Here is a 26,655-nt window from a genome sequence, read left to right as displayed (position 1 = left end):
TCGCTCGCCCGTCAGACCCGTCGCGTGACAAGGACCGACCCGACCGAGTAGCCCGCACCAAACGAACAGATCAGGCCACGATCCCCGTCCACAAGATCGGCGGAGTGCTTCGCGAAAGCGATGATCGACCCGGCGGACGAGGTGTTGGCATAATCCTGAAGGATGTTCGGCTGCTCCTCGGGGGACGGCACGCGCCCCAGCACCTTTTTGCCGATGAAATCGTTCATGGATTTGTTGGCTTGGTGGAGCCACAGGCGGCTCAGGTCATCGGCGCCGACCCCCTCGTCGGCCATGTGGCCCGCGATATGGGCAGAGACCATGGGCAGCACTTCTTTGAACACCTTGCGCCCGTTCTGCATGAATTGCATGTCGCGCCGGTCCTCCATGGCGTCCCGCGTGCGCCGTAGGAAGCCGTCTTTGTTGCGGATATTGTTCGAAAACCGCGTTGCGCACCGCGTGCTGTCAATGGTGAAGCGCGGACCCTCGGCCAAGTCCTCCGGCTCCAGGATGACGGCGGTGCAGACATCCCCAAAGATGAAGTGACAATCGCGGTCACGCCACTCCAGGTGGGCGGAGCAGATCTCCGGGTTGACGACCAACGCCCTACGGATCGAGCCGGAGCGGATCATATCCGCCGCCGCTTGAATCCCGAAGGTGGCCGACGAACAGGCCACGTTCATGTCGAAAGCGAATCCGCCCGCACCCAGTAAGGTCTGAACCTCGATTGCGATGGCTGGGTAGGCCCGTTCGTGGTTAGACGCCGCGCAGATCACTGCGTCGATGTCTTCGGGCGCGACACCCGCCATGGCCAGGGCCTCGGTCGCCGCGGCCACGGCCATCTCGGCCATCTGGCTCGGGGCGTCATCGGCGCGTTCGGGCAGGCGGGGAAACATCCGCGTGGGATCCAGAACGCCCGACTTGTTCAGCACATGGCGTTGCTCGATCCCGCTGGCTGATGTGATGAAATCGGCGCTGGAATGGGGGATCGGCTTTTGCTCACCGGCGGCGATGGCCGCAGCATTCCGCGTGTTCTCCAGATCGGCGAAGGCGTTGAAGGCCGCCACCAACTCATCGTTGGTGATAACCTCGCTGGGGGTGAAGACACCCGTTCCGGTAATGGCGACCTGCGTCATGGACATCTCTCTGGGCGTTGCGCGCGGTGGACACGGGTGTGCCGGGCGCCCTAGCGCAGGTCAACCACCCGACCGGCGTCCTTGCCGCCACGTTCTTGTTTCCGCCGGGCCAGAAGTTCCCTGAAGAAGCGCCAGCTTCGCCTCGATGGTGATCTTGTCATCGTCCCACTGTGCCAACCCGTGCAGGATCAGCAGTGGCAAGCCAGCGCGCTCAAACATTTGTGCCTTCAGCCGCAATTGTCCCCGTTCGGCGCGGGACATCGCCGCTTGGGGGGCATGGTCCAACGCCAGGACCGGCCGCGCGGCACGGTCGAGCAACAGAACATCGACCCGCGCGTGGGCCAGCGCGCTACGCGCCCCGGTGGCGCGGCCCGCGAGGCGCCCGTCAAGCACGCTGAACACAGCCCCCATCGCAACCGACGGCGCCACATGCAGACCGTGCCGATGCGCCAGGTCCGACACATGGGTAAAGACCCGCTCACGGATCTCGGCCCCTTTCATATGGGAGAACGCAGCGTCTTGGTCCGGCGCGCTCCGCCGGAGGGGCAAGAACGAGAGCAAGGAAGAGAGCGGCGTCTTCGCCGGGAAACCATCTGTCATCGGTGCCATCCTAACCGTGTGTGAACGCCCCAAACCTGGGGGGGCAACACGGCAGGGACGAAACCGCCACGGGGTTGCAGCATGGCCTCCCCGTGGCATTCGTCGACAATTTGACTCAAATGCTGCGGCGTCCTGCGCAGGTTACTGCAGTGATCTCACTTCCACGTCGCCCTCATCGCGGGCTTGCATGGCCAAGGCGGCGGCATGGGCCCCTGACAACGTGGTGAAGTAAGGGATGCGATCCATCAGCGCGACACTGCGCATGGAGCGGCTGTCCTCCACGGCCTGCGCGCCTTCGGTGGTGTTCATCACCAAGGACACCTCGCCATCCTTCATCACGTCCACGACCGTGCGCCCGCCCTCATAGGCTTTGTTCACATGCCGCGTCTCGATCCCGTAGCGCGCCAAGTATTCCGCCGTGCCAGAGGTCGCGAGGATCTTGAAGCCCATGGAGGTTAGCAGACCGGCCGTTTCGACCAGTTGTGGCCCCTTGTCCGCGTCTTTGATCGACAAAAAGACGGTTCCGCCATCCGGCAGCGTCACGCCCGCGCCAAGCTGCGCCTTGAGGAAGGCGCGGGCAAAGCTGCGGTCCCAGCCCATCACTTCGCCGGTGGAGCGCATCTCCGGCCCCAGCAGCGTGTCCACACCTGGGAACCGCGCGAAGGGCAACACGGCCTCTTTGACGCTGAACCAGGGCGTGTCCGGGTGCGACAGCATCATGGTGTCGCCCATGGGAACGTGGGCGATGGCGGCGTCGGCGGGGTAGGGGTCGCGCAGGGGGAAGTTCGACAGCGGCTCCCCAGCCATCAGCCGCGCGGCGATGGAGGCGATGGCCGAGTCGACGGCCTTGGCCACGAAGGGCACGGTCCGCGACGCGCGGGGGTTCACTTCGATCAGGTAGACCTTTTCGTCCTTCACCGCGAACTGCACATTCATCAGGCCAACGACGCGCAGCGCGCGGGCCAGGGCTTCGGTCTGGCGACGGATCTCTCCGATGACATCCACGGACAGGGAATGGGGCGGCAAGCAGCAGGCGCTATCGCCGGAGTGGACGCCGGCCTCTTCGATGTGCTGCATGATGCCCGCTACATGAACGGCTTCACCGTCGGACAGCGCGTCCACATCCACCTCGATGGCGCCAGACAGGTAGCTGTCGAGCAGGACGGGGCTGTCGCCGGACACGACCACGGCGTCGCGGATGTAACGCTCCAGCTGGGCCATATCGCGCACGATCTCCATCGCGCGCCCGCCTAAGACGTAGGACGGTCGGATCACGAGCGGGAACCCGATCTCGGCGGCGCGCAACCGGGCCTCTTCGTCGGAATGGGCGATGGCGTTGACCGGCTGTAGCAGGTCCAGACGCTCGACCAGTTGCTTAAACCGGTCACGGTCCTCCGCCAGGTCGATGGCGTCGGGCGTCGTGCCCAGGATCGGAATGCCCGCATCGTGCAGAGCGTTGGCCAGCTTCAGCGGCGTCTGTCCGCCGAACTGAACGATCACGCCATGGAGCGTTCCGTTGGCTTGTTCTGCGCGCAGGATCTCCAGCACATGCTCCAACGTGAGCGGCTCAAAGTAGAGGCGGTCCGAGGTGTCGTAATCCGTGCTGACCGTCTCGGGGTTACAATTGACCATGATGGTCTCGTACCCCTGATCGCTCAGCGCAAAGCAGGCATGGCAGCAGCAATAGTCGAACTCGATCCCTTGACCGATCCGGTTTGGTCCACCGCCTAGGATCACGACCTTCTTGGCGTCTGTCGGACGGCTCTCGCATTCCGCCTCGCCCATGACGGGCGCCTCGTAGGTGGAATACATGTAGGGCGTCTGGGCCTCGAACTCGGCGGCGCAGGTGTCGATCCGTTTGAATTGTGCAACCACGCCCAGGTTTTGACGTGCCCGGCGGACGTTGTCTTCGGTGCGGCCCGTCAACTTGGCGAGACGTGCATCGGTGAAGCCAAATTGTTTGAGGCGTCTAAGTCCAGCTTCCTCAATCGGCAGGCCATCTGCCTGAACCTCGGCTTCCAAGTCTATGATTTCACGGATCCGATCCAAGAACCACGAATCAAACATCGTGACCGCGTGAATATCGCTATTAGACAAGCCTTGACGCATGGCCTGGGCAACAACACGCAGCCGGTCAGGCGTCTGTCGACCGAGCGCCGCGCGGATGGCGGCAGGGTCATCAGGAAGTTCGATTTCGTCAAACCCGGTCAGACCCGTTTCCATGGAGGCGAGCGCCTTTTGCACGCTTTCGTGGAAGGTTCGTCCGATGGCCATAGCTTCGCCCACCGACTTCATCGCCGTGGTGAGCAGCGGCTCGGCACCCGGGAACTTCTCAAAGGCGAAGCGCGGGATCTTAGTCACGACATAGTCGATGGACGGCTCGAACGAGGCGGGGGTGACCCCGGTGATGTCGTTGTCCAACTCGTCCAGCGTAAAGCCCACGGCCAGCTTGGCGGCGATCTTTGCAATCGGGAAACCCGTCGCCTTGGAGGCCAAAGCCGAGGACCGTGAAACCCGCGGGTTCATCTCGATCACCACCATGCGGCCATCGGCTGGGTTCACGGCCCATTGGACGTTCGAACCGCCGGTCTCCACCCCGATCTCCCGTAGGACGTTGATCGAGTGGGTCCGCATGATTTGGTATTCTTTGTCCGTCAGCGTCAGCGCCGGGGCCACGGTGATGGAATCGCCCGTATGCACGCCCATGGGGTCCACGTTTTCGATGGAACAGACGATGATCGCATTGTCCGCTTTGTCGCGGACGACCTCCATCTCGTATTCCTTCCAGCCGAGCAGGCTTTCATCCACGAGGATCTGCGCAACCGGTGAAGCCTCCAACCCGGTGCGGCAGATCGCTTCGTAGTCGGCGCGATTATAGGCCACGCCACCGCCAGTGCCGCCCAGTGTAAAGGCGGGCCGGATGATCGCGGGCAGGCCCACATGCTCTAGCGCGTCCATGGCATTTTTCATGCCCGCCGCAATGTCATACTTCCCGTCAACCTTGGGCGCGTCCACGATCAGCGCCTTGGGGTTCTCGATGCCCAGGCGGTCCATGGCTTCGCGGAACAATTTGCGGTCCTCGGCCATTTCGATGGCATCCCGCTTGGCGCCGATCAGCTCCACGTCGAACTTTTCGAGGACGCCCATGTCGTCCAGCGCCAAAGAGGTGTTCAGGCCCGTTTGTCCGCCCATCGTCGGCAACAGAGCGTCAGGCCGTTCCTTCTCGATGATCTTGGCGACGACCTCGGGCGTGATCGGCTCGATGTAGGTCGCATCGGCGAGGCCCGGATCGGTCATGATCGTCGCGGGGTTCGAATTGACCAGGATAACGCGATAGCCTTCTTCGCGCAGGGCCTTACAGGCTTGCGCGCCAGAGTAGTCGAATTCGCAGGCCTGTCCGATGACGATTGGCCCCGCCCCGATGATCATGATCGACTTGATATCGTCCCGTTTGGGCATGGTCCGGACCCCCTGCAGCGCGCCAAATTGGCCGCCTTATAGGCGGGCGACAGGTGGGCACAACCCCACGGCGCATGCAAAGCGAGCCGCCCTGTGGAATCCGGGTCCGATTGGTTGGGGCGTTGGGATGGAACCCTATGGGCTTCAGCGCGTTGACCCACGGTCGGCACGCGATGTCGCGTCGCCCGACCGCGAAACTCGACCCGCTTACTTTACGGCGGCCCACGCCCGGCTATCTCCGGCGAGACGGCCAATCTCGATGCAAAGACAGAAAGCGACTCGCGATGACCTGCAAAGCCCTTTTGTTCGGTGCCATCGGCACCTTGGCCGAAACCTCTGAACTGCAACGCCGGGCCTTCAATCTGGCGTTCATCGCCCATGACCTGGATTGGGTGTGGGAGCCTCAAACGTATTACCGCATGTTGCACACGCCCGGAGGCGCGGCGCGGATCGCCCGTTACGCCGATGACGCGGGCCAAACCGTGGATGCGGCGGCGGTCCACCAGTCCAAGCAGGCGAACTTCGAGGCGTTGGTGCGGCGCCTGGGCGTAGAACCTCGGCCCGGTGTCGAGGAGGTTATCTCCCACTGCCGTGAAACGGGCATCGCCCTCGGGCTCTGCACGACGACGTCCCGTGCCCAAGTAGAACTGATCCTCGAAAATCTGTCGCCCAAGGTGTCTCGGCAGGCGTTCGACTGGGTTGGCGACCGCTCCATGGTGGCCCGTGGTAAGCCGTCGCCCGACATCTATGAAGCTGCGTTGTTGGCCTTGAGCGTCGAGGCGTCCGATGCGATTGCGATTGAGGACACGCCTGAAAGTGCCGAGGCCGCACTCGCGGCGGGTCTGCAGGTCATTGGGGTGCCCGGCGTGGCAGCCCGCGACCGCGCCTTCCCAGAGGGCGTCCGCGTGGTCGACCGTGCGGACGCGGCGCTGGACCTGCCCCGTGAGGCCTTCGCCGCCGAGTGACGCGGCCCCGGGGTTGACTTCGGGCACGGGTCACGCTCAACCGGCGCGACCCGTTTTTGGCCCCCCGGAGGACCCGCCCATGCACGCCTTTCGCACCCACACCTGCGCCGGTTTGACCAAAGACGATGTCGGTCAGACCATCCGCTTGTCAGGCTGGGTTCACCGGATCCGTGACCATGGTGGCGTGCTGTTTATCGACCTGCGCGACCACTACGGTATGACGCAGCTTTTGTGCGACCCGGACAGCCCCGTCTTCCAAGACGTCGAAAAAGTCCGGGCGGAGTGGTGCATCCGGATCGACGGCACCGTGAAGGCCCGCGACGCGGACCTTGTGAACCCAAAGATCCCAACGGGTGAAGTCGAAGTCTTTATCCGCGACATGGAAGTGCTCGGCAGCGCCTCCGAATTACCGCTGCAGGTCTTTGGCGATCAGGAGTACCCGGAAGAGACGCGGCTGCGATATCGGTTCCTGGATCTGCGGCGGGATGCGATGCAGCAGAACATGATCCTGCGGTCCAACGTGGTAAGATCGATCCGTAACCGTATGTGGGATCAGGGTTTCAACGAATTCCAGACGCCGATCATCACGGCCTCCAGCCCCGAAGGCGCGCGCGACTTCGTCGTGCCCTCGCGCCTGCATCCCGGCAAGGTCTACGCGCTGCCCCAAGCACCGCAGCAGTTCAAACAGCTTCTGATGGTGTCTGGGTTCGATAAGTACTTTCAGATCGCCCCCTGCTTCCGCGACGAAGATCCCCGTGCGGACCGGTCGCCGACGGACTTCTACCAGCTCGACATGGAGATGAGCTTCGTACGGCAAGAGGATGTATTCGCTGCGATTCAGCCCGTCGTTCAGGGTCTCTTCGAAGAGTTTGGCAAGGGCCGTAAGGTCGACACCGACTGGCCCTTGATCTCTTACCGCGATGCGGCGCTCAAGTACGGAACGGACAAGCCCGACCTGCGCAACCCAATCGAAATGCAGGTGGTCAGCGAGCATTTCCGCGGCTCTGGCTTTGCGATCTTTGCGAACCTCCTGGAACAAGACGGCACCGAGATCCGCGCCATCCCGGCGCCCACGGGGGGCAGCCGAAAGTTCTGCGACCGGATGAACAAGTTTGCCCAGGGCGAAGGGCTGCCTGGGATGGGTTACATCTTCTGGCGCGAAGGGTCAGAAGGCATGGAGGCCGCAGGGCCGCTAGCCAAGAACATCGGCCCAGAGCGGACCGAAGCCATCCGGCAGCAGCTGGACCTGGGCGTCGGCGATGCGGCGTTCTTCCTGGGCGGCAAACCCTCCACTTTCGAGGCGGTCGCGGGGCGCGCGCGGACGGTTATCGGCGAGGAACTGGGCCTGACGGACAAGGATCGCTTCGCCTTCGCTTGGATCGTGGACTTCCCCATGTATGAGCGCGACGACGAGGGGCAGCTGGACTTCAGCCACAATCCTTTCTCCATGCCCCAAGGCGGCATGGACGCGTTGGAAGGCGACCCGGAAGATGTCCTCGGCTACCAGTACGACCTGGCCTGTAATGGCTATGAGTTGATCTCTGGCGCCATTCGGAACCACCGGCCTGAGATCATGTTCAAGGCGTTTGAACTGGCGGGTTATGGTCGCGATGAGGTCGAGAAGCGGTTCGGCGGGATGGTCAAAGCGTTCCAATATGGCGCCCCGCCCCACGGTGGCTGTGCCGCTGGGATCGACCGGATCGTCATGCTCCTGGCCGATGAGGCGAACATCCGCGAGGTCATCCTCTTCCCCATGAACCAGCGGGCCGAGGATCTGATGATGGGCGCGCCATCGGAGCCGGTGTCCGGGCAGTTGTTGGAACTGGGCCTGCGCGTGGTGCCGAAGGACTGATCTCTTCGGCTGCGCGCCGCGCGGGCTTTGGTGCTGATCCGACGGGCAATGCCATGCGTGCGCTGGCATTGTGCGCCGATGCGCCACGCGGGACCTCGCCGACCACCGACTTGCCCCTACCGCTGCGCGGCCTTCGTGCCTAGGTTTTGCATGAAGGTTCGTAGCGGAGACGCCCATGACCCTAAGTCCCACCCTGGCTGCCGTGCGCTTTGGCACTGGATTGTCGCCCCAGGTGCCGGCCCCGCGCGGCGCATCCGACATGCTCGACCGCCTTGCTGGACCGGATCACATGGCCCAGCGGTTCCCCCAGCCGGGCTGGGATGTGCGGGTTGCGGGCGTCATGCAGTGGATCCGGCTGCGGCAGAACCGCAAGAATGGGGATGCTGCGGTCGACGCGTTTCGGGAGCATGCCCGCGTGTTCAACGCCGGATACCATGCGGATCTCGCGCGTATCGTTGCCCGGGCGGCGCGGACCGAGGACGGCTTCCGCGAGCGCTTGGCCTGGTTCTGGGCGGATCACTTTACGGTTTCTGAGGGGCAGGGACGTCTGCGTAAGACCATCTCTGGCTATACCGAGGACGCGGTTCGTCCGTATATTACGGGCCGGTTTGGTGACCTTCTTGTGTCCGCCGTGATGCATCCGGCCATGGTGTCTTACCTGGACCAAGACCGCTCCGTCGGTCCCGGCTCCCGCCGGGGGCAGCGCGGAGGAGGGCTCAATGAGAACCTCGCCCGCGAGGTGCTAGAACTGCACACGCTGGGGGTTGGCGGCAGCTATACCCAATCGGATGTGCGCCAATTGGCCGAGCTTCTGACCGGGCTGACGGTGACCAAAGAGGGGCTTCCCCACTTTCAGCCAAACTCTGCGGAACCGGGGGCAGAGATCGTGCTGGGCCGCTCCTATGGGCAGGAAAGGGCGGCGGACAGCGGGGCCATCGTGCGGGTCTTGCAGGATCTGGCGGTTCACCCCGACACGGCCCGGCACCTATCGGCGAAGCTGGCCCGGCACTTCCTGGCGGATACACCGCCCGATGGCTTGGTTCAGGCCATGGCCGTGCGCTGGATTGCCACGGATGGCGATCTGCTGTCCGTCTATGGGGTGCTGTTGGATCATCCGGTCTCGGCGGAGCCGACCCTGCGGAAGGTTCGCCGACCACTCGAATTTGTCGCCGCTGCGACGCGGGCGCTCGGCCCCGTTGATCGCTTGCCGGAGCAGGGGAACCGTCTGATCCGGACGATGCTCATCAACCCCATGCGCTTGATGGGGCAGCCCTTGCAGCGGGCGCCAGGGCCCGACGGCTGGCCCGAGGCGGCCGAGGCTTGGGTGACGCCCCAGACCCTCGCCGCGCGCATTCAGTGGGGCATGGATCTGGCCGGGCGGTGGCCGAACCTGCCGGACCCGCGCGCTTTCGTAGACACAGCCTTGGCGGATCTGGCCTCGCCCCGCACGCGGTTTGCCGCCCAGGCCGCCGAAGACCGGCGCTCCGGAATCGGTCTGATCCTGTCTTCGCCCGAGTTTCAACGGAGGTAGTGCCATGGCGCTGACCCTTGATCGACGCAGGTTTCTGTCCACGCTTGGCTGTTCGCTCGCGGCCTCTCCCTTCGTGACGCCCATGGCCTTTGCCGATATGCCGTCGGACAATCGCTTGGTGGTTGTGATCCTCCGGGGGGCGATGGACGGGCTGGATGCCCTCCAACCCTATGGGGATCCTGACTTGGTGCGTCTGCGACCTGGGTTCGATACGGGACCGGCGGGCGGGGCCTTGGACCTGACGGGGTTTCACGCTTTGGCGCCTGGGCTTGCGGATCTGATGCCGCTTTGGCGGGCGGGTCAGTTGGGCTTTGCCCAGGCGGTGAGCACCCCGTACCGGGGGCGCCGCAGCCATTTTGACGGACAAGACATTCTGGAGGCTGGAACCGCCGGAGAGGTGCCGCCCTTGAGCGGTCGCGACGGCTGGCTCAACCGGCTGCTGGCAGGGCTGCCCCAGGCGACGGGGCGCACGGCCTTTGCCATCGGTCGGGATGATATGCTGTTGCTGCGCGGGGAGGCGCCCGCATCCAGTTGGGCCCCGGACGCGGCCCTGGATCTGACGCAGGCGACGCGGGATCTGTTGCTGCATGTATACCACGATGACCCCCTGTTTCGCGAAACGGCGGAGGAGGCCCTGCTCCTCTCGGCGGATGGTCCTGACAAACGCAAGGAGGGGCAGGACAAGGTCGAGGCGCTGTTCACCTTCGCGGCCAAGCAATTGTCCGGCAGCGCCCGGATCGCCGCGCTGTCGATTCCCGGTTGGGATTCCCATCGCAATCAAGCCAATCAGTTGCGCCGCCCCTATGGACGCCTGGCGGCGGGCATTCTGCGCCTGCAGGCTGATCTCGGGCCGGTCTGGGACAGGACGACTGTCCTGGCCATGACCGAGTTTGGACGCACAGCGGCTGAGAACGGCACGCGCGGGACGGACCACGGGACCGGCGGAACGTTGGTGGTGGCTGGCGGCGCCGTGCGTGGCGGGCAGGTCTGGGGCCAATGGCCCGGGTTGGCTGAGGCCGACCTGCTGGACCGCCGGGATTTGATGCCCACGGGGGATGTGCGCAGCTATGCGGCCTGGGCAATGCGCGGCCTGTTCGGGCTGGACGCGGCGTTCCTCACGTCCACGGTCTTCCCCAGCGTTGAAATGGGACCTGACCCCGGCCTGTTGGCCTGAGGTCCGGGCCAGTCTGACATGACTCGCACGCGGGGAGGCCAGGCCTGCGCGTCACAGGTCCAAGGTCATCCGCACCGAAGGGAAGACGACGCCGTCGGCTAAGGGGACGTCAACGGCCTCTATGGTTTGAAACCCCAGCGCGCCGTAGAACGGAACCGCCGTGCGGGTCGATAGACACTCCAGCCGTCGCAGGCCCATTTGCCGCGCCGTCCCGATGGCGTGGTCCATCACGCGGCGCGCATATCCGCGCCGCAGGTGGTCGGGATGCGCCGCAACATGCCTTATGTGGCCCAAACCGGGCGTCGCGGTTGCCTGACCACCCGGCGCCCAAAGCGTAAACCCTCCGGCGGCGCGCGCTTCGGCCCCCTCCATGACCGCGTAATAGGTGCCGCTGGCCAAGAGGGCCGGTTGCGCGCGCACGATACGGGGCAAAGCGGTGACCAGGACCGAAGGCGGGTAATCCGCCGCCAGCAGTCGGGGGTAGGACGCGGCAAGCAGTGTTTCGACCGCGGGTAGGTCCGTGATCGTTGTGGGGCGTAGCTCTGGCATCTGGGACTCCTTAAAACCGGGCAGGGCCAGACGGACGGCGCGACCACGAAAAAGGGCCGCAGCGAATGTCTCGCGCGGCCCTGATCACTAGGCTGGTAAGGTGCGTAAGCCTGGGCTTACTTGATCTTACCTTCCTTGTATTCGACATGCTTCCGCGCAACGGGGTCGTATTTGCGTACGACCATCTTCTCGGTCATGGTCCGAGCGTTCTTTTTGGTTACGTAGAAGTGGCCTGTGCCAGCCGAGGAATTCAGCCGGATCTTAATCGTGGTGGGCTTCGCCATCGGGTGTCTCCTGCGCCGCAAGGCTGCGCCTGGCGCGCCGCCGTCACTAAATCGAAGTCGCCTTTTATGCGCTGAGCATCTGCTGTCAAGCCGCTGACGGCGCCTGAATGGCCCTAGGGATGCGGAGCCCTGTCGGCGTCGGCCCAAGACAGCTTCATTAGGACTCCATGGCCGCCTTGATCGGGGCGGAAACAGACACTCGCCGCGCCCAAACCGTCGGACAAGTAGTCCAAACCGACCTCTGCGCGTCCCGTCTGACCGCATTGCGCCTGGGCGAAAGCACAAGCCACCGCGGGTCGGTCCTTATGGCGCCAAAGGCTGTCGAGTTTTAGGCCGCTGAGTGTGGCCGGATCGTCGAACCCCAAGTCCGTGCTCAATCGCGCGCTGAACGTTGCGATTCGACCATCCGGTGTCACGAAGCCCAGACGATCCTCGCTCCGGGCGACACCACGGATGGCGCGTTCAGACGAAGACAGCGGTCTGGGCGCCTGATGGATGTCTGGTTCGTTTAGGTCTCGATCTTCCATGCAGCATCCCCCAACACCAAAGATGGTAGGCCGCCGTGAGTCGAAGCAAATTCTTTCTGGCGAAAGTGAATGATAACCTGCCTTTGCAGCGGGGTTTCGCCCATTTGGCGCGTGCGGGGGGCCTGTAAGCGGGATTCTGTTCCCCGGGGCATGCCCGGTTCGACGACCATTCCTCTCGGCCACGAATCGCTTCGGGGCCTCTAGCTGCCAACCCGGACCCCTGCGGCAAAGCACCGGAGCATTCCGAAGAATGCGGTGGGTCCCTATTCGGCATTGCTCCCGGTGGGGCTTGCCATGCGGGCGCTGTTGCCAGCCCCCCGGTGGGCTCTTACCCCACCGTTTCACCATCACCCTGCGTGCAGGGCTGTCTGTTCTCTGTGGCGCTATCCGTCGGGTTGCCCCGCCCGGGCGTTACCCGGCACCGTTGCTTTGTGGAGTCCCGACTTTCCTCGGATGCATGCACCCGCGGCCGTCCGGCCCCCCGCCGGTCGCGCCTAGTCGCTCGGCCGGGTGGCGTCAACGGGTGGGATAGGTCTCTGCTAGCCATCGCGCGATGCCAGCATCCTGCGCATCGCAGGGCCCGGTGGCCCAAGGTCGAAAGCGGAGCCGGAACGCGCTGAGCAGCGTTTGGTCATCAACTTCCGCCGTCCACCCAGCAGATCGGAGATGGGCAGCAAACGTACCCGCTGATCCTTCGGGGAGTGTCGATGGCGGCCAGATCGACAACCCGCGCAGCGCCAGCCGTCGCCAGTCAAATCTGGTCCCTGGGTCGATTTTGCGCCCCGGCGCGCAGTCGGAATGGCCGATCACGCCCTTTGGGTCGATGCCATGGCGGGCCATCAGATCCCGTAACAGGTCCTCCAGAGCGTCCATCTGCGGCTCCGGGAAAGGGGCCACGCCCGTATTCGACAGCTCGATCCCGATGGAGCGGGAGTTGACGTCGTCGCTCTCCCCCCACCGCCCGCGCCCTGCGTGCCAGGCGCGATCGCTGTCTTGGACCAACTGAGTGAGCTCTCCGCCCTCGTCGATCACATAGTGGCAGGACACTTGGGCTTCGGGCGAACACAGGGTCTGAATGGCGGGACCTGCGCCGCCCTCCATCGCCGTATAGTGCAGGACGATCAAGTCAGGGGCCGTGTATCCGCTCCGCCGTGGACCGCAGTTCGGACTTGGGATTTGGCGCACCCTATTGGTTGCGCACGAGGCTGCGGAAGGTCGCCGGATCCCAGCCGCAGGCATTGCCGTCCCCGTCGGGGTCCAGGTTCAAACGATCCCGTTCCGGCCCCCCGGCGGACAGGAACTCTTCCTGGGCAACATCGGCGGTGCGATAGCCTTGGCACCGTTGCTCCGACCGGCGGTTGGATGCCAGTGCCGGTCGCCGGTAGCTGCCGGAGGCGCCCACGGGTTTGGCCCGTTCCAACGCGTAGGCAATAATGTTGGGCCCGTTGTCGTTGGGACGCTGCAATTCCGTGGGGCGGACAAGCTGATATTGTTGTCGCGCGGCATTCACGCGGGCGGCGTCGTCTTCGATGGTCCGCTGGGCCGACACAACGCCAAAGTCTTGTTCTTGGCTTAGGCCAGGATTGTCGCGGCTCAGGTCAACGGCGGCGGTCGTCGTCGGTGCGGGCGCGGGCACAGGCGCGGCGCTGGGCAGCGGAGCAGGGGCTGGCAAGGTCGTGGTCGTAGTCGCAGCCGTAGGCAAGGGCGCCGGGGCCGGGGGCTGTGGAGCTTGGGTCGGGGCCCCCAGGACTTGCCGCGTCTCATTGGCCAATTGCTGCGCCTCCGAGACGGGCGCGGGCGCCGGGGCGCTCTCCGCTGCTGGGGTGGCTGGGGGCCGCACGGTCTGCGGCGCGCGCACACCGGTCCGCAACTCCGCTTCTCGGCGCTGGGCGTATTGATCGGGCGTGTCGAACCCCGCGCCCCGCGGGCCACTTTCGGGGATCGCGGGTTCACAGGCAGCCAGGGCCAGGAGGGCAATGGCAGGGACAAACGTGGATCGTGCTCGCATGGGGGGCCTCTTGTCGGACGCTCCCGTCGGGCTTACCACCATTTGGCGGGCTTCGCTACGAAGCCAGCGCGGTCCTCAAGGCATTGTGCAACATTCAGTAACGAACCCTCTTCCCAGGGTTTGCCGATCAGTTGCAGGCCCATGGGCAAACCGCGCTTGTCTTGGCCCGCTGGAACGGCGATCCCCGGCAAGCCCGCCAGGTTCACGGTCACGGTAAAGACGTCGTTCAGGTACATCTGAATCGGGTCCGCATCGGTCATCGCACCCAGTTCAAACGCAGATGACGGCGTCGCGGGCGTCAGGATCGCATCGACCCCTGCCGCGAAGACATCTTCGAAGTCTTTCTTGATCAGCGTCCGTACCTTGCGCGCCCGGTTGTAGTAGGCGTCGTAGAACCCAGCCGACAGAACATAGGTCCCGACCATAACGCGGCGCTGGACCTCGGGCCCAAACCCTTCGGCGCGGGTCTTTTCGTACATTTCGGTGATGCCGTCGCCCTGAGACAGCTTGGCCCGATGTCCGAACCGCACCCCGTCGTAGCGCGCCAGGTTCGACGACGCCTCGGCGGGCGCGATCACGTAATAGGCGGGCAGGGCGTATTTGGTGTGGGGCAGGGAAATGTCGCGGATTTCCGCCCCCGCGTCACGCAGCATTTCGGTGCCGTCGCGCCACAGCGCCTCGATCTCTTCGGGCATGCCATCCATGCGGTATTCGCGAGGGATGCCGATGACTTGGCCCTTGATGTCGCCGGTGAGCATGGCCTCGAAGTCGGGCACCGGTAGATCGGCAGAGGTGCTGTCCTTGAGATCATGCCCGGACATGGCGCCGAGGAAGATCGCCGCATCGCGCACGCTGCGGGTCATGGGACCGGCTTGGTCCAGCGAAGAGGCAAAGGCCACCACGCCCCAGCGGGAACACCGCCCGTAGGTCGGCTTGATCCCGGTGATCCCTGTGAAAGCCGCAGGTTGACGGATCGACCCGCCCGTATCCGTTCCCAAAGCCCCCAGACACAAGTTCGCCGCTACGGCCGAGGCCGACCCGCCGGAGGACCCGCCAGGCGTCAGCGCCGCGTCTGAATTGCCCGCGCGCCAGGGGTTCACGGCATTGCCGTAGACGCTTGTCTCGTTGGACGAGCCCATGGCGAACTCATCCATGTTGAGCTTGCCCAGCATGACAGCACCCGCCGTGAACAGCTTGTCCGTGATCGTGCTTTCGTATTCGGGCTTGAACCCGTCCAGGATGCCGGACGCCGCCTGGGAGGCGACCCCTTTGGTGCAGAACAGGTCCTTCACCCCGATGGGGATGCCGCACATATCCGGGGCATCGCCCTGCGCGATGCGGGCATCGGCGGCCTTGGCCTGCTCCAACGCGATCTCGGGCGTGTGGTGGACGAATGCGTTCAGGGCGCCAGCGCCTTGGATCGCCTCCAGATGTGCCTCGGTCAGGGCTGTGGCGGTGGTCTCGCCCGCGCGCAGTGCATCACGGGCCTCGGCGATGGTCAGATCGGTCAGGGACATTATTCAACCACCTTCGGGACGGCAAAGAACCCTTCGCGGGCTTCGGGGGCGTTGGCCAAGGCGGCCTGGGGCTGGTTGCCGTCGGTGACAACATCTTCGCGCCGCTTTAGCCGCTGGGGCGTGACGGACACCATTGGCTCTACACCGTTCACGTCGACCTCTTGCAACTGCTCGATGAACCCGAGGATGGCGTTGAACTCACCGGCCAGGGGCTCCAACCGGTCTTCGGGCACGGCGATCCGAGCCAGTTTCGCAACCTTGCGCGCAGTTTCGCGGTCGATGGACATGGGGCCTCCGGGGTGGGTGTCGCCGGGCGGTCTATCGGGCCGGGGGGCGGGGTTCAATATCTGCACGAGTGGATCCGCGCGAAAGGGGGCTTGCACCTCGCCCATGCGCCGCGATATTGGACAAGCAGAGCGCGGGCGTTGTGTAGTGGTAAGACCTTAGCCTTCCAAGCTAATGACGCGGGTTCGATTCCCGCCGCCCGCTCCAAACCTTTCAGATCCCGATGGTTCCCCGCAGGATCGGCAGTGCAAAGGCCGCGCCGATGCCGACGATGGCGCCAATGGCCGCCCGCACCCAAAGCTTCACGCCTTGGGGCACGACGGCGGCCAGAACCGTGCAGACGATGCCGTAAAAGATCAGTGGTATCAGATCGATCATGTGATGCCCCCCGCTGACACGCTGGCCGCTGACCCGGCCCTGCGTCAATACCTCAGACCTTGGTCACCTTGCGTCTGAGGCCCCGCGCGGATACGCCGTTTGGCGAACGACGGAGGGCCCATGGTCGAGATCGCCAAGGAAGCGGACCGCGAGGGGTCTAAGAAAATCGGCAGTCTGCGGGCGCTTGTCCCGTTCTTCCGCCCCCATGCGGCCATGGTGTTCGCTGCCCTGGGTGCGTTGATCCTGACGGCTGTCGTGTCTTTGGTGCTGCCTCTGGCGGTGCGCCGCGTCGTCGATGGCTTTCAAACCGGGGCGGAGGCCCTGCTGGACCAGTACTTTGTCGCCGCATTGGCGATTGCTGGTTTGCTCGCTGTGGGCACCGGTCTGCGTTATTATCTTGTGACGCGATTGGGGGAGCGGGTCGTGGCCGACATCCGCAAGGCCGTCTTCGACCGCATGATCCGCATGTCGCCCAACTTCTACGATGGTATTCTGACCGGTGAGGTGCTGAGCCGGATCACGACGGACACCACCCTGCTGCTGTCCGTGATCGGGTCTTCGGTCTCCGTGGCCTTGCGGAACATTCTAATCTTCGTGGGCGGCCTGGGTCTGATGCTCTGGACCACGCCCAAGCTGTCGGGGATGGTCCTGTTGATCGTCCCAGCCGTTATCATTCCAATCATCGTCCTGGGCCGACGCCTGCGCAAACTCAGCCGAGAAAACCAGGATTGGATCGCTGAATCCTCGGGCCGGGCGTCAGAATGGTTGCTCAGCGCCCAGACGGTGCAGGCTTACACCTTCGAGTCCGAGGCCGCCGGGCGGTTTGACGAGGTGACCGAAAAGAGCTTCCGCTCGGCCAAGACGCGCATTCGCGTGCGGGCGATCATGACGTTCATCGTTATTTCGCTGGTCTTCGCGGGGATCGTGGGCGTTCTGTGGATCGGTGCCCGGGATGTGCGCGCCGAGGTGATGACCATCGGTGAGCTGATCCAATTCCTGATCTACGCGATCATGGTGGCCGGGGCCGTCGCGGCCCTGTCGGAGATTTGGGGCGAATTGCAGCGCGCCGCCGGGGCGACCGAGCGCCTCGTCGAATTGCTCGACGTGCGCGACGACGTGACAGATCCGGACCAACCTTTGCCGCTCCCCCAGACCGAAGACATCGTCTTTGACGGGGTCACCTTCCGCTACCCCACGCGGCCCGAAATGGCCGCCCTGGATGATGTGACGCTGCACGTCAAACCGGGCGAAACGGTCGCGTTAGTCGGGCCGTCTGGTGCGGGGAAATCGACCATGATCCAGATGCTGCAGCGGTTCTATGATCCCGACGGCGGGCGGATCACCCTAGGCGGCACGGATCTGCGGGATCTGGAGCGGGAGGCCTTCCGCGCCCGTATGGCTCTGGTCCCCCAGGATCCAGTGATCTTTGCGGCTTCGGCTCGGGACAACATCCGCTTCGGCAACCCGGAGGCGACCGATGCCCAGGTTGAGGCGGCGGCGCGCGCGGCGGCGGCCCATGACTTCCTTTCGGCCTTGCCGCAAGGGTACGACACCTATGTGGGCGAACGGGGAGTGATGCTGTCTGGCGGCCAGAAACAGCGTATCGCCATCGCCCGGGCCATTTTGCGGGATGCGCCAATCCTCCTGCTGGATGAGGCGACGAGCGCCCTGGACGCCGAGAGTGAGCGCGCCGTGCAAGATGCGGTGGCCCGCTTGGCCGAGGGACGCACGACGATCATCGTTGCGCACCGCCTTGCGACCGTGAAGCAGGCGGACCGGATCATCGTCATGCAGGACGGGCGCATCGCCGCCGAGGGCACCCACGACCAATTGGTGGCCCAGGGTGGCCTCTACGCGCGCCTTGCGCGGCTGCAATTCACCGATGGTTTGGCCGCCGAGTAAGCCCTGCGCTAGAACTTTGACGCCACGTATCAAGGCCATTCCGCCGTAGCGTCCCGCTTGTGTTCCCCGCGCCCGGCGCCCATTTTGGACCGACTGAGCCGCGGAATGGGAGCCGTGGCCAATTCCCCGGGGAGGACTTCATGGCGTTCGCAAATAAGCAGGACATTCTCGACATTGAGGCGGCGGAGCCGTGGGAGGCTGTTCAGCCTGCCCGGACGGTTTATGAGCTTCTGTCGCGGACTGCGGAACGCCACGGCGACCGTCCCGCGATCTCGTATCAGTTGTTTTCTGGGCCGACCGATCCCGCTGAGACGCTCACCTGGCGGCAATTCAAGGACCAGGTCACCCAGGCCGCGAACCTCTTCCGCTCGCTGGGTGTGGGCGAGGGCGAGACTGTCGCCTACGTGCTGCCCAATTGCACGGAGACGGCGAGCGTCTTGCTCGGCGCGACCGTTGCGGGCATCGCGAACCCCATCAATCCGCTGTTGGAACCCGAACAGATCGGCGCGATCTTACGGGAGACGAACGCCAAGGTCGTGGTGACCCTGCGCCCGTTCCCCAAGACGGATGTGGCGCAGAAAGTCGCCGCCGCCGTTGCCTTGGCCCCAGACGTGGAAACGGTGTTGGAGGTGGATCTGCACCGGTACCTGACCGGTGTGAAGAAACTGATCGTACCGTTGATCCGACCCAAGAACCCGGTCAACCACAAGGCGCGTGTGCTGTCTTTTACCAAAGAGGCCGCGAAGCAGCCCACCACGCTTGCCTTCCCCGATGGACCCAGCAACCGAGTGGCCGCCTATTTCCACACGGGTGGCACGACCGGGATGCCGAAGGTCGCCCAGCATACCTATGAGGGCATGATCTATAACGGCTGGGTTGGCCACCGTCTGTTGTTCACGGAACAGGATGTGGTGATCTGCCCGCTGCCCCTGTTCCACGTCTTTGCGTGCCACGTGATCCTGATGGCAATGGTCGCGTCAGGTGCCCATGTGGTCTTCCCCACGCCGCAGGGGTACCGCGGGGACGGCGTGTTCGACAACTTCTGGAAACTGATTGAGCGGTGGAAGGTGACCTTTGTGATCACCGTGCCCACCGCCATGTCGGCCCTGATGCAGCGCCCTGTGGATGCGGATGTGTCGTCGGTTAAAACGGCGTTCTCGGGGTCTTCGCCGCTGCCGGTGGAGCTGTTCAAGCGCTTTGAGCGAGAGACGGGCGTGACGGTGGTCGAGGGCTACGGCCTGACCGAGGCAACCTGCTTGGTGTCGTGCAACCCGGTCGAGGGCGAGAAGAAGATCGGCTCCGTCGGCATTCCGTTTATGCACACGGAGGTGAAGATCCTGATGTCGAAGGGCAACGGGCCCGAGGAATGTGCCGTCGATGAGGTGGGGGAGATCTGTATATCGAACCCCGGTGTTTTCGCCGGATCGACCTATACCGAAGCCGATAAAAACCACGACCTGTTCCACTATGAGCGCTATCTGCGGACCGGCGATCTGGGTCGGATCGATGCCGATGGCTATCTGTGGATTACGGGCCGCGCCAAAGACCTGATCATTCGGGGCGGTCACAACATTGACCCCGCCGAGATCGAGGAGGCCCTGGCCGGACACCCGGCGGTGGCCATGGCGGGCGCGATTGGACAACCGGATGCCTTCGCTGGCGAATTGCCCTGTGCCTATGTGGAACTTGTCGCTGGGGCAGAGGTGACGACCGACGATCTGCTGGCCCATTGCACCACCCATGTGCACGAGCGTGCGGCCCGTCCCAAGCATATCGAAATCCTGGACGAACTGCCGAAGACTGCCGTTGGGAAGGTCTTCAAGCCGGATCTCCGCAAGCGTGCGATCACGCGGATTTACGACAAAGCTCTGGCGGACGCCGGCTTGGCGGTGCGCGTCGCGTCCGTCGAGGAAGACAAGAAGCGCGGTCTGGTGGCAAAGCTAGAAAAAACAGGCGACGTGGCCGACGGTGATGTCACCGCGACCATGGGCAACTACACGCGGCCCTGGGATTGGGCATAACGTAAATGTGGTGTGCTGTCCCTCACCGGACAGCCCGCCGTCTTGTGCCCAAAGTGCGTGAAGTGACGCGCACCGTTCGCCGCGACCGGTGGCTGGCCCAAATCGGGTTGGCTGCGGTCGGCGTTGGCTGAGGCCCAGGCGTTTTAGGTATCCGACGACAGGTAGGCGTGCTTGGCCGCCCGAGCGGCCAAACCAATGCATCCATATTGCAGGATTGCGCTGTGCGCCTTAGTCCAGAGCGACCAGATCCGACGCGGAGGAGCGACCGTCGCGGCCTTCGCGCAGTTCATACTCAACCTTTTGGTTGTCGCGCAGTCCGGTCAATCCGGCACGCTCAACCGCAGAAATATGGACGAAAATGTCCTTGCCGCCGTCGTCTGGGGCGATAAAGCCGTAGCCTTTGGTGGTGTTAAACCATTTCACGGTGCCAGTGGCCATAACCGTGTCTCCTTACGTGGGTCGTCCCGCCCGCAAGATCGCGGCGGAGTGGTGTACGTTCCCCCTAAGGCGGAGACCTGCATGACAACGAACACATCTACGCAGCTATAGTCAGCAATCGAAAGGTCAAGGGGAACCGATGCACGCGACAGAGGACGGCGAACAAATGATCATAGTGAATGGTTTGAAGGCATGTGACACCTGCCGAAAGGTTGTGCGAACCCTGTCGGAAGCGGGTCATTCCGTGCAATTGAGGGACTTTCGGGAGGCACCGCCGTCGCGAGCCGAGATCACGGCGTGGTCCGAAAAATTCGGGGCGGCTCTGCTGAACACGCGGTCCACGACCTGGCGCGGGCTGTCGGTCGAGGACCGTGGCAGTGATCCGGTGGACCTCATGGTGGCCCATCCCACGCTCATCAAACGTCCGGTGATCTCAGGGGAGGGCGTGCTGTTGCACGGCTGGACTGATGCGACGCGCTCCGCCCTTGGTCTGACGACGTGAGCGTTTCGCAGCACTTTATGGCGTCTGAGCATATCTTGAACTGATACGGCGTGGGCCCAACGGCCCGGCCTGTTGCCCTGTCTTCCCTGGCCTCGGGTTAGGCGCGCGGCAGGCGCAGCACCACGTTTCGTCCGCCACGTTGATAGCTGAGCTGGCCGTCGCCGATGGCGGTTACGCGCCCACGGTCCAAGCGGTCCCCCACCTCGACTTTAACATAACGGCCGTTTGCAAGGCGGACGAGCGCCCGGCGCGCATCGGGACGGCCATACACCCCAATCAGATTGATGCGATTGAGGCGCAGGACGTTTCGTTCGGTGGCCGCCCGGGCCACGCTGCCCCCGGCCGATCTCGTCGTCTGCTGCCCCCGGTCGACTGTCCGCGCGGGTGGGGTGGAGGTGGATGCGGCTGCCTCGGTCGCGGCGGCGGCGCGCTCTCGCCGGGCTGTGACGATCCGCGCCGCTTCGCGCTCAACGGAACGCGGCCGGGTGCGGGGCCGCTCCGAGGCGCCGAGCGCCAATTCGGAGACCGGACCTGTGTCGGCTTCCTCTGTTGGGGCTTCGGTTGTTGCCGCTGCTGCCGCCGCAGTGGCAGCTTCGACTTCGCTGTTGGCGAGCGAGGCAGCCGCGGCTTGCTGCGCCGCCGTGACGGCAGCCGAGGCTTCTTCAGCCGCAGCAATGGCCGCCGCCGCTGCCGTGGCCGCCGCGATGACGGACGCGGGTCGTTCTGTCGGGCGGGTTCTCCGCAGTTCCGCAATCAGAACCCCATTGTTCTGGGCGCGTTCGAAAAGTTCTGCCGCGTCATCCGGGCGTTGCACCGGGCGGGTGCGCCGCAGCACCTGCTGCGCAGCCTCCTCCTCGGGGGTCAATGCGGCTGGAGCGTCCGTTTCCGCACCGTCGGCCTGCGCGTCGAGGGCAACGTCGTCGGTCGCTTCCGTCTCGCCGCCAGGACGGGGCAGGGGCACCACGACAGGGCGGCCCAGAACTACAGTAAACCCGCCGGGGGCCAAGGTCCCCTCGGGTGTGGCCGTCACAAGACCCAAGGCGGCGTCGCGATTGCCTGCCTCGGCGGCGGGCGGAGGGTTGATCTGGGCTGCCGGCGCATCGGTGCTGGGCAAAGCTGCTGGCAGAAGGACCGGATCCCCGGCTGCCAGGTCAGGGTCGATGGCCGCCACGACAACATCGTCTGCCGACGCCTCGATTGCGGGCGGTGCGATGACCTCCGGCGCCGTAAAGAGCCCGTCTGCCTCAAAGGCTTCGGTAAAGACGGCGGGCGTCGTGTCCGCATTTGGCGCCGCGTCAAGGGCAGGCGCTTGGGCCAGGTCCGGTACGATCTCTGGCAGCAGTTGATCTTCGGATTGAGGCCCGGGCGCGAAACCTGGCGGGGCGGCCTCGGGGGCGCGACCCAGGATTGGCACCGGCGCGGAGCTTGGCGCTGGGCCGAGGATCTCGGGCCCAGCGGCTTCTGCGGCATCGCTCTGGGGCAGCAGGAGGGCCAAATCCACCTCGGCCGCCTCATCCGAGACCGGCGCTTGTGTGTCCACCGCAGCGGGAACCTCGATCGTGGCCGGTGCCTGGACCGTCTCTTCAGGGGCGATTGTCTCAGCCTCTGCCACGACTTGATCGGGGGCGGCGTCTTCCAGGTTCGCAGACGGCGCGTCCGACCGTCCTAGGCCCAACAAGAATGACCCAAGCCCAACCAAGACGAGGGTGGCCAAAAGGCCAAGCGTTAGGGTGAGACCCAGCTTGGCCGAAGACTTCGGCGGAGCGGCGGCCTGTTCCCGGGCCAATCCGGGCAAGGCGAGCGCCTGGGCCTCCGCCTGACGGGCAAGATCTTCCTCGGTGGGTTCAGACTTCGCTTTGGCCTGGGCCTGGGCGGCTTTCAAACGGGCTGCGATGACGCCCAAACGCCCGGCTGGTATGGTTTTGGCCAGCTTGGGCAGCACTCTCGGCTTGCCGGGCGAAACCTCCGGGTCCGCTGAGACCTCCGGCTGGGGGCTCGCGGGAGTTACGGCTGACGTCGCCTGCGCGAGCACCTCCGGGTCGGCGACCTCAGCGGGGGGAGATACCGGTGCGGCTGGTCCAACGGGGCGCCGGGGTGCGGGCGTTTCACCCGGGACGGGCGTTGCCGTGAACGGCGGCGGATCTTTGGGGGTCTTGGCCTTTGCGGGCTTGGCTTTGCGCGGCTTTGGCTTGGCTGGCGTCGGTGGCGCAGCCGGTGGTTTTGCCCGTTTGGTGTCCGCCGCGCCGGGCGGGGTCAAACGGGGGACGACGCGCGCAAGACGTTCCCCGCTTGGTGCGGGGGCCAAGGTGTCGTCCGGCTTCGACGTGCGGCGGCTTGTAAAGCCTGGGGATACGAGGGGCGGGTCGCCCACCGGCTTGGTGTCCTTCGCGGACGGAGATGCAGCGGGTTCCTTCGCCTCGACGGGTGTGGGCGCAGGGGCAGCCGTCTTTCGCGCGGGACCTTCGGGGGGCGCCGTTGTGATGGGCGCCCGCTTACGCGCCGTGAACACCGGCGTGTCGTCGGCTGGGGCCTCTGGCTGCTCTGGCGGCTGCTCCTCCGCAGGGGGTTCGGGCACAACGGTGAGGGGAGGCGCTGGTGCGGCGGTCTCCAACGGCGGTGCTTTGTTAATCTTGAACCCGTCCGTGAGGTCCAGATCGAGCGAGGCCGAGCCTAGAATCTCCGTGGCGAGACCTGTCCGTCCAAAGTTGGGAATGCCGGGATAGGCGGGGTCCGATGGGTTCGCCACAACGGCCACCGGACGGAAGCCATAATCCGCGGCGAAGGTCTCCGCTTCAAGCAGCGTTTCCAGTGCCACGACAGCCACTTGGAGCCGGTCGCCGCGTTGGATGTAGTCAAACGTGAGGTCTTCCACCGGATAGGGCGTGCGCCCCTTAAGCAGGCTGCGGATCGTCTCTTCGGGGCGGCGGTCGTCCCGTTCGAGGGAGGTATAGAGCAGTTGGCTGTCCGGCAGGATCAGGATCGATGTGAAATCCTCGCCCACCCGTGCAACGGCCACATCGCGCAAGGCTGACAGGCGTGCGACCATGTCGTCTCGGTCCAGACGCACGGTGCCCTCTCGCCACCAGGCGCCCTCAGGCGCGCGGCTCAGGACGGTGATCCCGTCCAAGGAAAGGTCCAGAGCGATCTGCGGTGTCATCCTCAAGGGCCCTAGCATGGGAGTATTCGCCCGGCGAGGCCAGCCCGCCCGGAGTCCCTAGCATAAGGCAAGACCCCGCTTATGCAAAGATTTACAAGATGACGCACCCGCCGGGTCCAATAGGATGGATGGGTCGTTTTCCACCCTATGCGGAGTTTGCAATGCGCGCCCTCTTCCTTTGCCTCGCCCTTCTCGGGGCAACCCCTGCCGTGTCTGAGCCCACCGCAGCCCGCCTCCAGGTTCAGGGCCAGGGCACGGTCGAGGTCGTCCCCGATATGGCAACCGTCACCTTGGCCGTCGTGCGAGAGGCCCAGGCTGCGGGGGATGCCATGGCCGCCTTGGCCGAGGCTACGGAGGCGGTTTTGGGTCAAGTCACGGCCCAGGGCATCGCGTCGCGAGATGTGCAGACGGGGCAGCTGTCGCTCCAACCGCGCTGGGATCACAGCGAAAATCGACAGGCGCCTCGGATCCTTGGCTATGTGGCGCGGTCTACGCTCCGGGTGCGCGTTCGGGGTCTCGACAAGGTTGGCCCACTGCTTGACGCAGCCGTGGCCGACGGGGCGAACGGGCTGGAACAGCTAAGTTTCAGTGTGTCAGACCCGCGCCCGGGCGAAGATGCGGCGCGCGCCGACGCCGTGGCCGATGCCCTAGCCAAGGCCGCGATCTACGCGGAGGCTGCGGGTCTGGACGTTGGTCGGATCGTCTCGCTCAGCGAGGGGCATGTGCCCGTGGCCCCCGGTCCCGTCATGATGGAGATGGCCGCGGCACGGTCAATGCCCATCGCGCCGGGAGAGGTGACTCAGTCGGTTACCGTGACCCTGATCGTCGAAATGGTGGCGCCCGATTGACTTGGGCACGCCGTTTGAGATCGGTTTGACCTTTGGCAGGGGGAGCGCCGGGGGCCAGCCCCCGGACCCCCGGCATATTTTTGGAACATCGAAGGGAGGGGCCACGACCGGGGCGATGATACTCCCCTGGTCGTGGTGCGGCCTTTATTCGGCGGCCATTTGGGGCGCAGCTTTTGCCAGGGCTTGGTCCAGATCGGCGATCAGGTCATCGGCATCCTCAATTCCGATGGAGACACGGACCACATCGGGGCCTGCGCCCGCCGCTTCCTGTTGTTCCGGTGACAGCTGGCGGTGCGTGGTGCTTGCCGAATGGATGCAGAGCGAGCGCGTGTCGCCGAGGTTGGCCACGTGGCTAAAGATTTCCACGTTGTCGATGAACTTGACGCAGGCGTCGTAGCCACCCTTCAAGCGGAACGTGAACAGCCCGCCCGCACCTTTGGGGCAGACCGTTTTCGCAAGCGTGTTGTAGGGCGACGACGGCAGGCCGGCATAGGTCACCTGGGCCACGGCGGGGTGTCCTTCGAGCCAGCTTGCCACCTTTTCGGCGTTGGCCACGTGCCGCTCCATCCGCAGGGACAGGGTTTCGCAGCCCATCAACGTGTAGTGCGCCGCTTGCGGGTTCATGGTCATCCCAAGGTCGCGCAGGCCGATGGCGATGCCGTGGAAGGTGAAGGCGAGGCCGCCGAATGTCTCGTGGAACTTGAGGCCGTGGTAGGCGGGCTCCGCCTGGCTGAGCGACGGAAACTTGTCGGAGGCGGACCAATCGAACTTGCCCGAATCGACCACACAGCCGCCGGTCACGGTGCCATTGCCTGTGAGATACTTGGTGGTCGAATGCACGACGAGCGTCGCGCCGTGTTCGATGGGCCGCACTAGGTAGGGGGTCGCGGTGGTGTTGTCGATGATCAGCGGCACGCCCGCCGCATCGGCAACATCGGCGATGGCGCGCACGTCCATGATCCAACCGCCGGGGTTGGCGATGGCCTCCCCAAAAACGGCGCGGGTGTTGTCGTCGATGGCCTCTGCCACGGCTTTGGGATCGTCGAAATCGACGAACTTCGCCGACCAGCCGAAACGTTTAATCGTCTGGCTGAATTGCGTGACCGTTCCCCCATAGAGGCGGGTCGAGGCCACCACGTTGCAGCCAGGCTGCATCAGCGGGAACAGCGCCATGATCTGGGCGGCGTGGCCTGAAGAGCAGCAGACGGCGCCGACGCCGCCTTCCAACGTCGCGATCCGTTCCTGCAAGACGGCGACCGTCGGGTTGGTCAGGCGCGAGTAGATGTAGCCGACCTCTTGCAGGTTGAAGAGGGCCGCGGCGTGTTCGGCGTCACGAAACACGAAGGCCGTCGATTGATAGATCGGTGTTTGCCGGGCGCCGGTGGCCGGATCGGGGCGCGCGCCCGCGTGGATTTGGAGGGTGTCAAAGCCGTATTGGCGTGTTTCGGTCATTTCGGTGTCTCCCATGCCTGTCGGGACGCAGGATACAGACCGCCGCCGGGAACGGCTAGGGGCCGCTTGTCCC

22 protein-coding genes, 1 tRNA gene and 1 other RNA gene are annotated in these 26,655 nt (G+C 64.8%); 9 read left to right on the top strand and 15 right to left on the bottom strand.

The genetic code is table 11. The features are described 5' to 3' along the window. Positions 1-11: 11 nt before the first annotated feature. The 3 genes from K5R33_RS06105 to carB form a co-directional block, all read right to left on the bottom strand. Entirely contained in the window at positions 12-1,133 is a 1,122-nt protein-coding gene (locus K5R33_RS06105; RefSeq protein WP_220748122.1) for a beta-ketoacyl-ACP synthase III, read from the bottom strand. 60 nt (positions 1,134-1,193) lie between these two features. Next, a complete protein-coding gene (locus K5R33_RS06100) occupies positions 1,194-1,733 on the bottom strand; it encodes a DUF2726 domain-containing protein (protein WP_220748121.1) in 540 nt (179 codons plus the stop codon). A gap of 141 nt (positions 1,734-1,874) precedes the next feature. Further along, the gene (gene carB, locus K5R33_RS06095; RefSeq protein ID WP_220748120.1) at positions 1,875-5,192 is read right to left on the bottom strand and encodes a carbamoyl-phosphate synthase large subunit; all 3,318 of its coding nucleotides are present in this window, start codon (positions 5,190-5,192) and stop codon (positions 1,875-1,877) included. A gap of 284 nt (positions 5,193-5,476) precedes the next feature. On the opposite strand from carB, the gene K5R33_RS06090 reads away from it, so the two are divergent. The 4 genes from K5R33_RS06090 (at position 5,477) to K5R33_RS06075 (ending at position 10,714) form a co-directional block, all read left to right on the top strand. Beyond that, positions 5,477-6,157: an HAD family hydrolase gene (locus K5R33_RS06090; RefSeq protein ID WP_220748119.1), complete on the top strand. Its 681-nt coding sequence runs from the start codon at positions 5,477-5,479 to the stop codon at positions 6,155-6,157. 79 nt (positions 6,158-6,236) lie between these two features. Continuing rightward, positions 6,237-8,009: an aspartate--tRNA ligase gene (aspS, locus tag K5R33_RS06085; RefSeq protein WP_220748118.1), complete on the top strand. Its 1,773-nt coding sequence runs from the start codon at positions 6,237-6,239 to the stop codon at positions 8,007-8,009. A gap of 175 nt (positions 8,010-8,184) precedes the next feature. After that, positions 8,185-9,540, top strand: a complete 1,356-nt coding sequence (locus tag K5R33_RS06080; RefSeq protein ID WP_220748117.1) for a DUF1800 domain-containing protein — start codon at positions 8,185-8,187, stop codon at positions 9,538-9,540. Positions 9,541-9,544: 4 nt separating this feature from the next. Further along, positions 9,545-10,714, top strand: a complete 1,170-nt coding sequence (locus tag K5R33_RS06075) for a DUF1501 domain-containing protein (RefSeq protein WP_220748116.1) — start codon at positions 9,545-9,547, stop codon at positions 10,712-10,714. 51 nt (positions 10,715-10,765) lie between these two features. Here the strand turns inward: K5R33_RS06075 and K5R33_RS06070 are convergent, their stop codons facing one another. The 8 genes from K5R33_RS06070 to gatC all read right to left on the bottom strand — a co-directional run bounded on the left by K5R33_RS06070 (position 10,766) and on the right by gatC (position 15,886). Further along, positions 10,766-11,263 carry a GNAT family N-acetyltransferase gene (locus tag K5R33_RS06070; protein ID WP_220748115.1) on the bottom strand — a complete coding sequence of 166 codons (498 nt, stop codon included), beginning with the start codon at positions 11,261-11,263 and terminating at the stop codon, positions 10,766-10,768. A gap of 116 nt (positions 11,264-11,379) precedes the next feature. Beyond that, entirely contained in the window at positions 11,380-11,547 is a 168-nt protein-coding gene (gene rpmG / locus K5R33_RS06065; RefSeq protein ID WP_011454349.1) for a 50S ribosomal protein L33, read from the bottom strand. A 113-nt stretch (positions 11,548-11,660) separates the two neighbouring features. Continuing rightward, the gene (locus K5R33_RS06060) at positions 11,661-12,074 is read right to left on the bottom strand and encodes a hypothetical protein (protein ID WP_220748114.1); all 414 of its coding nucleotides are present in this window, start codon (positions 12,072-12,074) and stop codon (positions 11,661-11,663) included. 109 nt (positions 12,075-12,183) lie between these two features. Beyond that, positions 12,184-12,559, bottom strand: an RNA gene (rnpB, locus tag K5R33_RS06055) — RNase P RNA component class A. 31 nt (positions 12,560-12,590) lie between these two features. Continuing rightward, positions 12,591-13,199, bottom strand: a complete 609-nt coding sequence (locus K5R33_RS06050) for an N-acetylmuramoyl-L-alanine amidase (protein ID WP_255576164.1) — start codon at positions 13,197-13,199, stop codon at positions 12,591-12,593. A gap of 61 nt (positions 13,200-13,260) precedes the next feature. After that, positions 13,261-14,082, bottom strand: a complete 822-nt coding sequence (locus K5R33_RS06045) for a hypothetical protein (protein WP_220748112.1) — start codon at positions 14,080-14,082, stop codon at positions 13,261-13,263. A gap of 32 nt (positions 14,083-14,114) precedes the next feature. After that, positions 14,115-15,599 carry an Asp-tRNA(Asn)/Glu-tRNA(Gln) amidotransferase subunit GatA gene (gene gatA, locus K5R33_RS06040; RefSeq protein ID WP_220748111.1) on the bottom strand — a complete coding sequence of 495 codons (1,485 nt, stop codon included), beginning with the start codon at positions 15,597-15,599 and terminating at the stop codon, positions 14,115-14,117. Continuing rightward, the gene (gene gatC, locus K5R33_RS06035; protein WP_220748110.1) at positions 15,599-15,886 is read right to left on the bottom strand and encodes an Asp-tRNA(Asn)/Glu-tRNA(Gln) amidotransferase subunit GatC; all 288 of its coding nucleotides are present in this window, start codon (positions 15,884-15,886) and stop codon (positions 15,599-15,601) included. The genes gatA and gatC overlap by 1 nt, the downstream gene beginning before the upstream one ends. A gap of 131 nt (positions 15,887-16,017) precedes the next feature. Here gatC and K5R33_RS06030 point away from each other — a divergent pair. Continuing rightward, positions 16,018-16,091: transfer RNA gene (locus K5R33_RS06030), tRNA-Gly, on the top strand. 6 nt (positions 16,092-16,097) lie between these two features. Here the strand turns inward: K5R33_RS06030 and K5R33_RS06025 are convergent. Then, positions 16,098-16,262 carry a hypothetical protein gene (locus K5R33_RS06025; protein ID WP_220748109.1) on the bottom strand — a complete coding sequence of 55 codons (165 nt, stop codon included), beginning with the start codon at positions 16,260-16,262 and terminating at the stop codon, positions 16,098-16,100. A gap of 120 nt (positions 16,263-16,382) precedes the next feature. Between K5R33_RS06025 and K5R33_RS06020 the strand changes: the two genes are divergently transcribed. Continuing rightward, positions 16,383-18,164 carry an ABC transporter transmembrane domain-containing protein gene (locus tag K5R33_RS06020; protein WP_220748108.1) on the top strand — a complete coding sequence of 594 codons (1,782 nt, stop codon included), beginning with the start codon at positions 16,383-16,385 and terminating at the stop codon, positions 18,162-18,164. A gap of 140 nt (positions 18,165-18,304) precedes the next feature. Further along, positions 18,305-20,185, top strand: coding sequence for an acyl-CoA synthetase (locus K5R33_RS06015; RefSeq protein ID WP_220748107.1), 1,881 nt, complete (start codon positions 18,305-18,307; stop codon positions 20,183-20,185). Positions 20,186-20,413: 228 nt separating this feature from the next. Here K5R33_RS06015 and K5R33_RS06010 read toward each other — a convergent pair whose 3' ends face one another. Next, positions 20,414-20,623, bottom strand: a complete 210-nt coding sequence (locus K5R33_RS06010) for a cold-shock protein (RefSeq protein ID WP_220748106.1) — start codon at positions 20,621-20,623, stop codon at positions 20,414-20,416. A gap of 166 nt (positions 20,624-20,789) precedes the next feature. On the opposite strand from K5R33_RS06010, the gene K5R33_RS06005 reads away from it, so the two are divergent. Next, complete coding sequence (locus tag K5R33_RS06005; RefSeq protein WP_308442978.1) at positions 20,790-21,125, top strand: arsenate reductase family protein; 336 nt, start codon at positions 20,790-20,792, stop codon at positions 21,123-21,125. Positions 21,126-21,222: 97 nt separating this feature from the next. Here K5R33_RS06005 and K5R33_RS06000 read toward each other — a convergent pair whose 3' ends face one another. After that, positions 21,223-24,282, bottom strand: coding sequence for a hypothetical protein (locus K5R33_RS06000; protein WP_220748105.1), 3,060 nt, complete (start codon positions 24,280-24,282; stop codon positions 21,223-21,225). A gap of 161 nt (positions 24,283-24,443) precedes the next feature. Between K5R33_RS06000 and K5R33_RS05995 the strand changes: the two genes are divergently transcribed. Then, positions 24,444-25,130: an SIMPL domain-containing protein gene (locus K5R33_RS05995; protein ID WP_220748104.1), complete on the top strand. Its 687-nt coding sequence runs from the start codon at positions 24,444-24,446 to the stop codon at positions 25,128-25,130. 144 nt (positions 25,131-25,274) lie between these two features. Here the strand turns inward: K5R33_RS05995 and K5R33_RS05990 are convergent, their stop codons facing one another. Further along, entirely contained in the window at positions 25,275-26,582 is a 1,308-nt protein-coding gene (locus K5R33_RS05990) for an O-acetylhomoserine aminocarboxypropyltransferase/cysteine synthase family protein (protein WP_220748103.1), read from the bottom strand. Positions 26,583-26,655 lie beyond the last annotated feature (73 nt).

Origin of the sequence: Jannaschia pagri (assembly GCF_019655435.1) — a bacterium.
GTDB classification, from domain to species: domain Bacteria; phylum Pseudomonadota; class Alphaproteobacteria; order Rhodobacterales; family Rhodobacteraceae; genus Jannaschia; species Jannaschia pagri.
The sequence above is the reverse complement of the archived record's forward strand: the minus strand, read 5'-3'. Positions and strand labels throughout refer to the sequence as shown.

What these genes read in the sequence shown, in the direction of transcription:
- K5R33_RS06105 (WP_220748122.1), bottom strand. Translation starts at nt 1,133, where the DNA reads ATGACGCAGGTCGCCATTACCGGAACGGGTGTCTTCACCCCCAGCGAG.
- K5R33_RS06100 (WP_220748121.1), bottom strand. Translation starts at nt 1,733, where the DNA reads ATGACAGATGGTTTCCCGGCGAAGACGCCGCTCTCTTCCTTGCTCTCG.
- carB (WP_220748120.1), bottom strand. Translation starts at nt 5,192, where the DNA reads ATGCCCAAACGGGACGATATCAAGTCGATCATGATCATCGGGGCGGGG.
- K5R33_RS06090 (WP_220748119.1), top strand. Translation starts at nt 5,477, where the DNA reads ATGACCTGCAAAGCCCTTTTGTTCGGTGCCATCGGCACCTTGGCCGAA.
- aspS (WP_220748118.1), top strand. Translation starts at nt 6,237, where the DNA reads ATGCACGCCTTTCGCACCCACACCTGCGCCGGTTTGACCAAAGACGAT.
- K5R33_RS06080 (WP_220748117.1), top strand. Translation starts at nt 8,185, where the DNA reads ATGACCCTAAGTCCCACCCTGGCTGCCGTGCGCTTTGGCACTGGATTG.
- K5R33_RS06075 (WP_220748116.1), top strand. Translation starts at nt 9,545, where the DNA reads ATGGCGCTGACCCTTGATCGACGCAGGTTTCTGTCCACGCTTGGCTGT.
- K5R33_RS06070 (WP_220748115.1), bottom strand. Translation starts at nt 11,263, where the DNA reads ATGCCAGAGCTACGCCCCACAACGATCACGGACCTACCCGCGGTCGAA.
- rpmG (WP_011454349.1), bottom strand. Translation starts at nt 11,547, where the DNA reads ATGGCGAAGCCCACCACGATTAAGATCCGGCTGAATTCCTCGGCTGGC.
- K5R33_RS06060 (WP_220748114.1), bottom strand. Translation starts at nt 12,074, where the DNA reads ATGGAAGATCGAGACCTAAACGAACCAGACATCCATCAGGCGCCCAGA.
- K5R33_RS06045 (WP_220748112.1), bottom strand. Translation starts at nt 14,082, where the DNA reads ATGCGAGCACGATCCACGTTTGTCCCTGCCATTGCCCTCCTGGCCCTG.
- gatA (WP_220748111.1), bottom strand. Translation starts at nt 15,599, where the DNA reads ATGTCCCTGACCGATCTGACCATCGCCGAGGCCCGTGATGCACTGCGC.
- gatC (WP_220748110.1), bottom strand. Translation starts at nt 15,886, where the DNA reads ATGTCCATCGACCGCGAAACTGCGCGCAAGGTTGCGAAACTGGCTCGG.
- K5R33_RS06025 (WP_220748109.1), bottom strand. Translation starts at nt 16,262, where the DNA reads ATGATCGATCTGATACCACTGATCTTTTACGGCATCGTCTGCACGGTT.
- K5R33_RS06020 (WP_220748108.1), top strand. Translation starts at nt 16,383, where the DNA reads ATGGTCGAGATCGCCAAGGAAGCGGACCGCGAGGGGTCTAAGAAAATC.
- K5R33_RS06015 (WP_220748107.1), top strand. Translation starts at nt 18,305, where the DNA reads ATGGCGTTCGCAAATAAGCAGGACATTCTCGACATTGAGGCGGCGGAG.
- K5R33_RS06010 (WP_220748106.1), bottom strand. Translation starts at nt 20,623, where the DNA reads ATGGCCACTGGCACCGTGAAATGGTTTAACACCACCAAAGGCTACGGC.
- K5R33_RS06005 (WP_308442978.1), top strand. Translation starts at nt 20,790, where the DNA reads ATGATCATAGTGAATGGTTTGAAGGCATGTGACACCTGCCGAAAGGTT.
- K5R33_RS06000 (WP_220748105.1), bottom strand. Translation starts at nt 24,282, where the DNA reads ATGACACCGCAGATCGCTCTGGACCTTTCCTTGGACGGGATCACCGTC.
- K5R33_RS05995 (WP_220748104.1), top strand. Translation starts at nt 24,444, where the DNA reads ATGCGCGCCCTCTTCCTTTGCCTCGCCCTTCTCGGGGCAACCCCTGCC.
- K5R33_RS05990 (WP_220748103.1), bottom strand. Translation starts at nt 26,582, where the DNA reads ATGACCGAAACACGCCAATACGGCTTTGACACCCTCCAAATCCACGCG.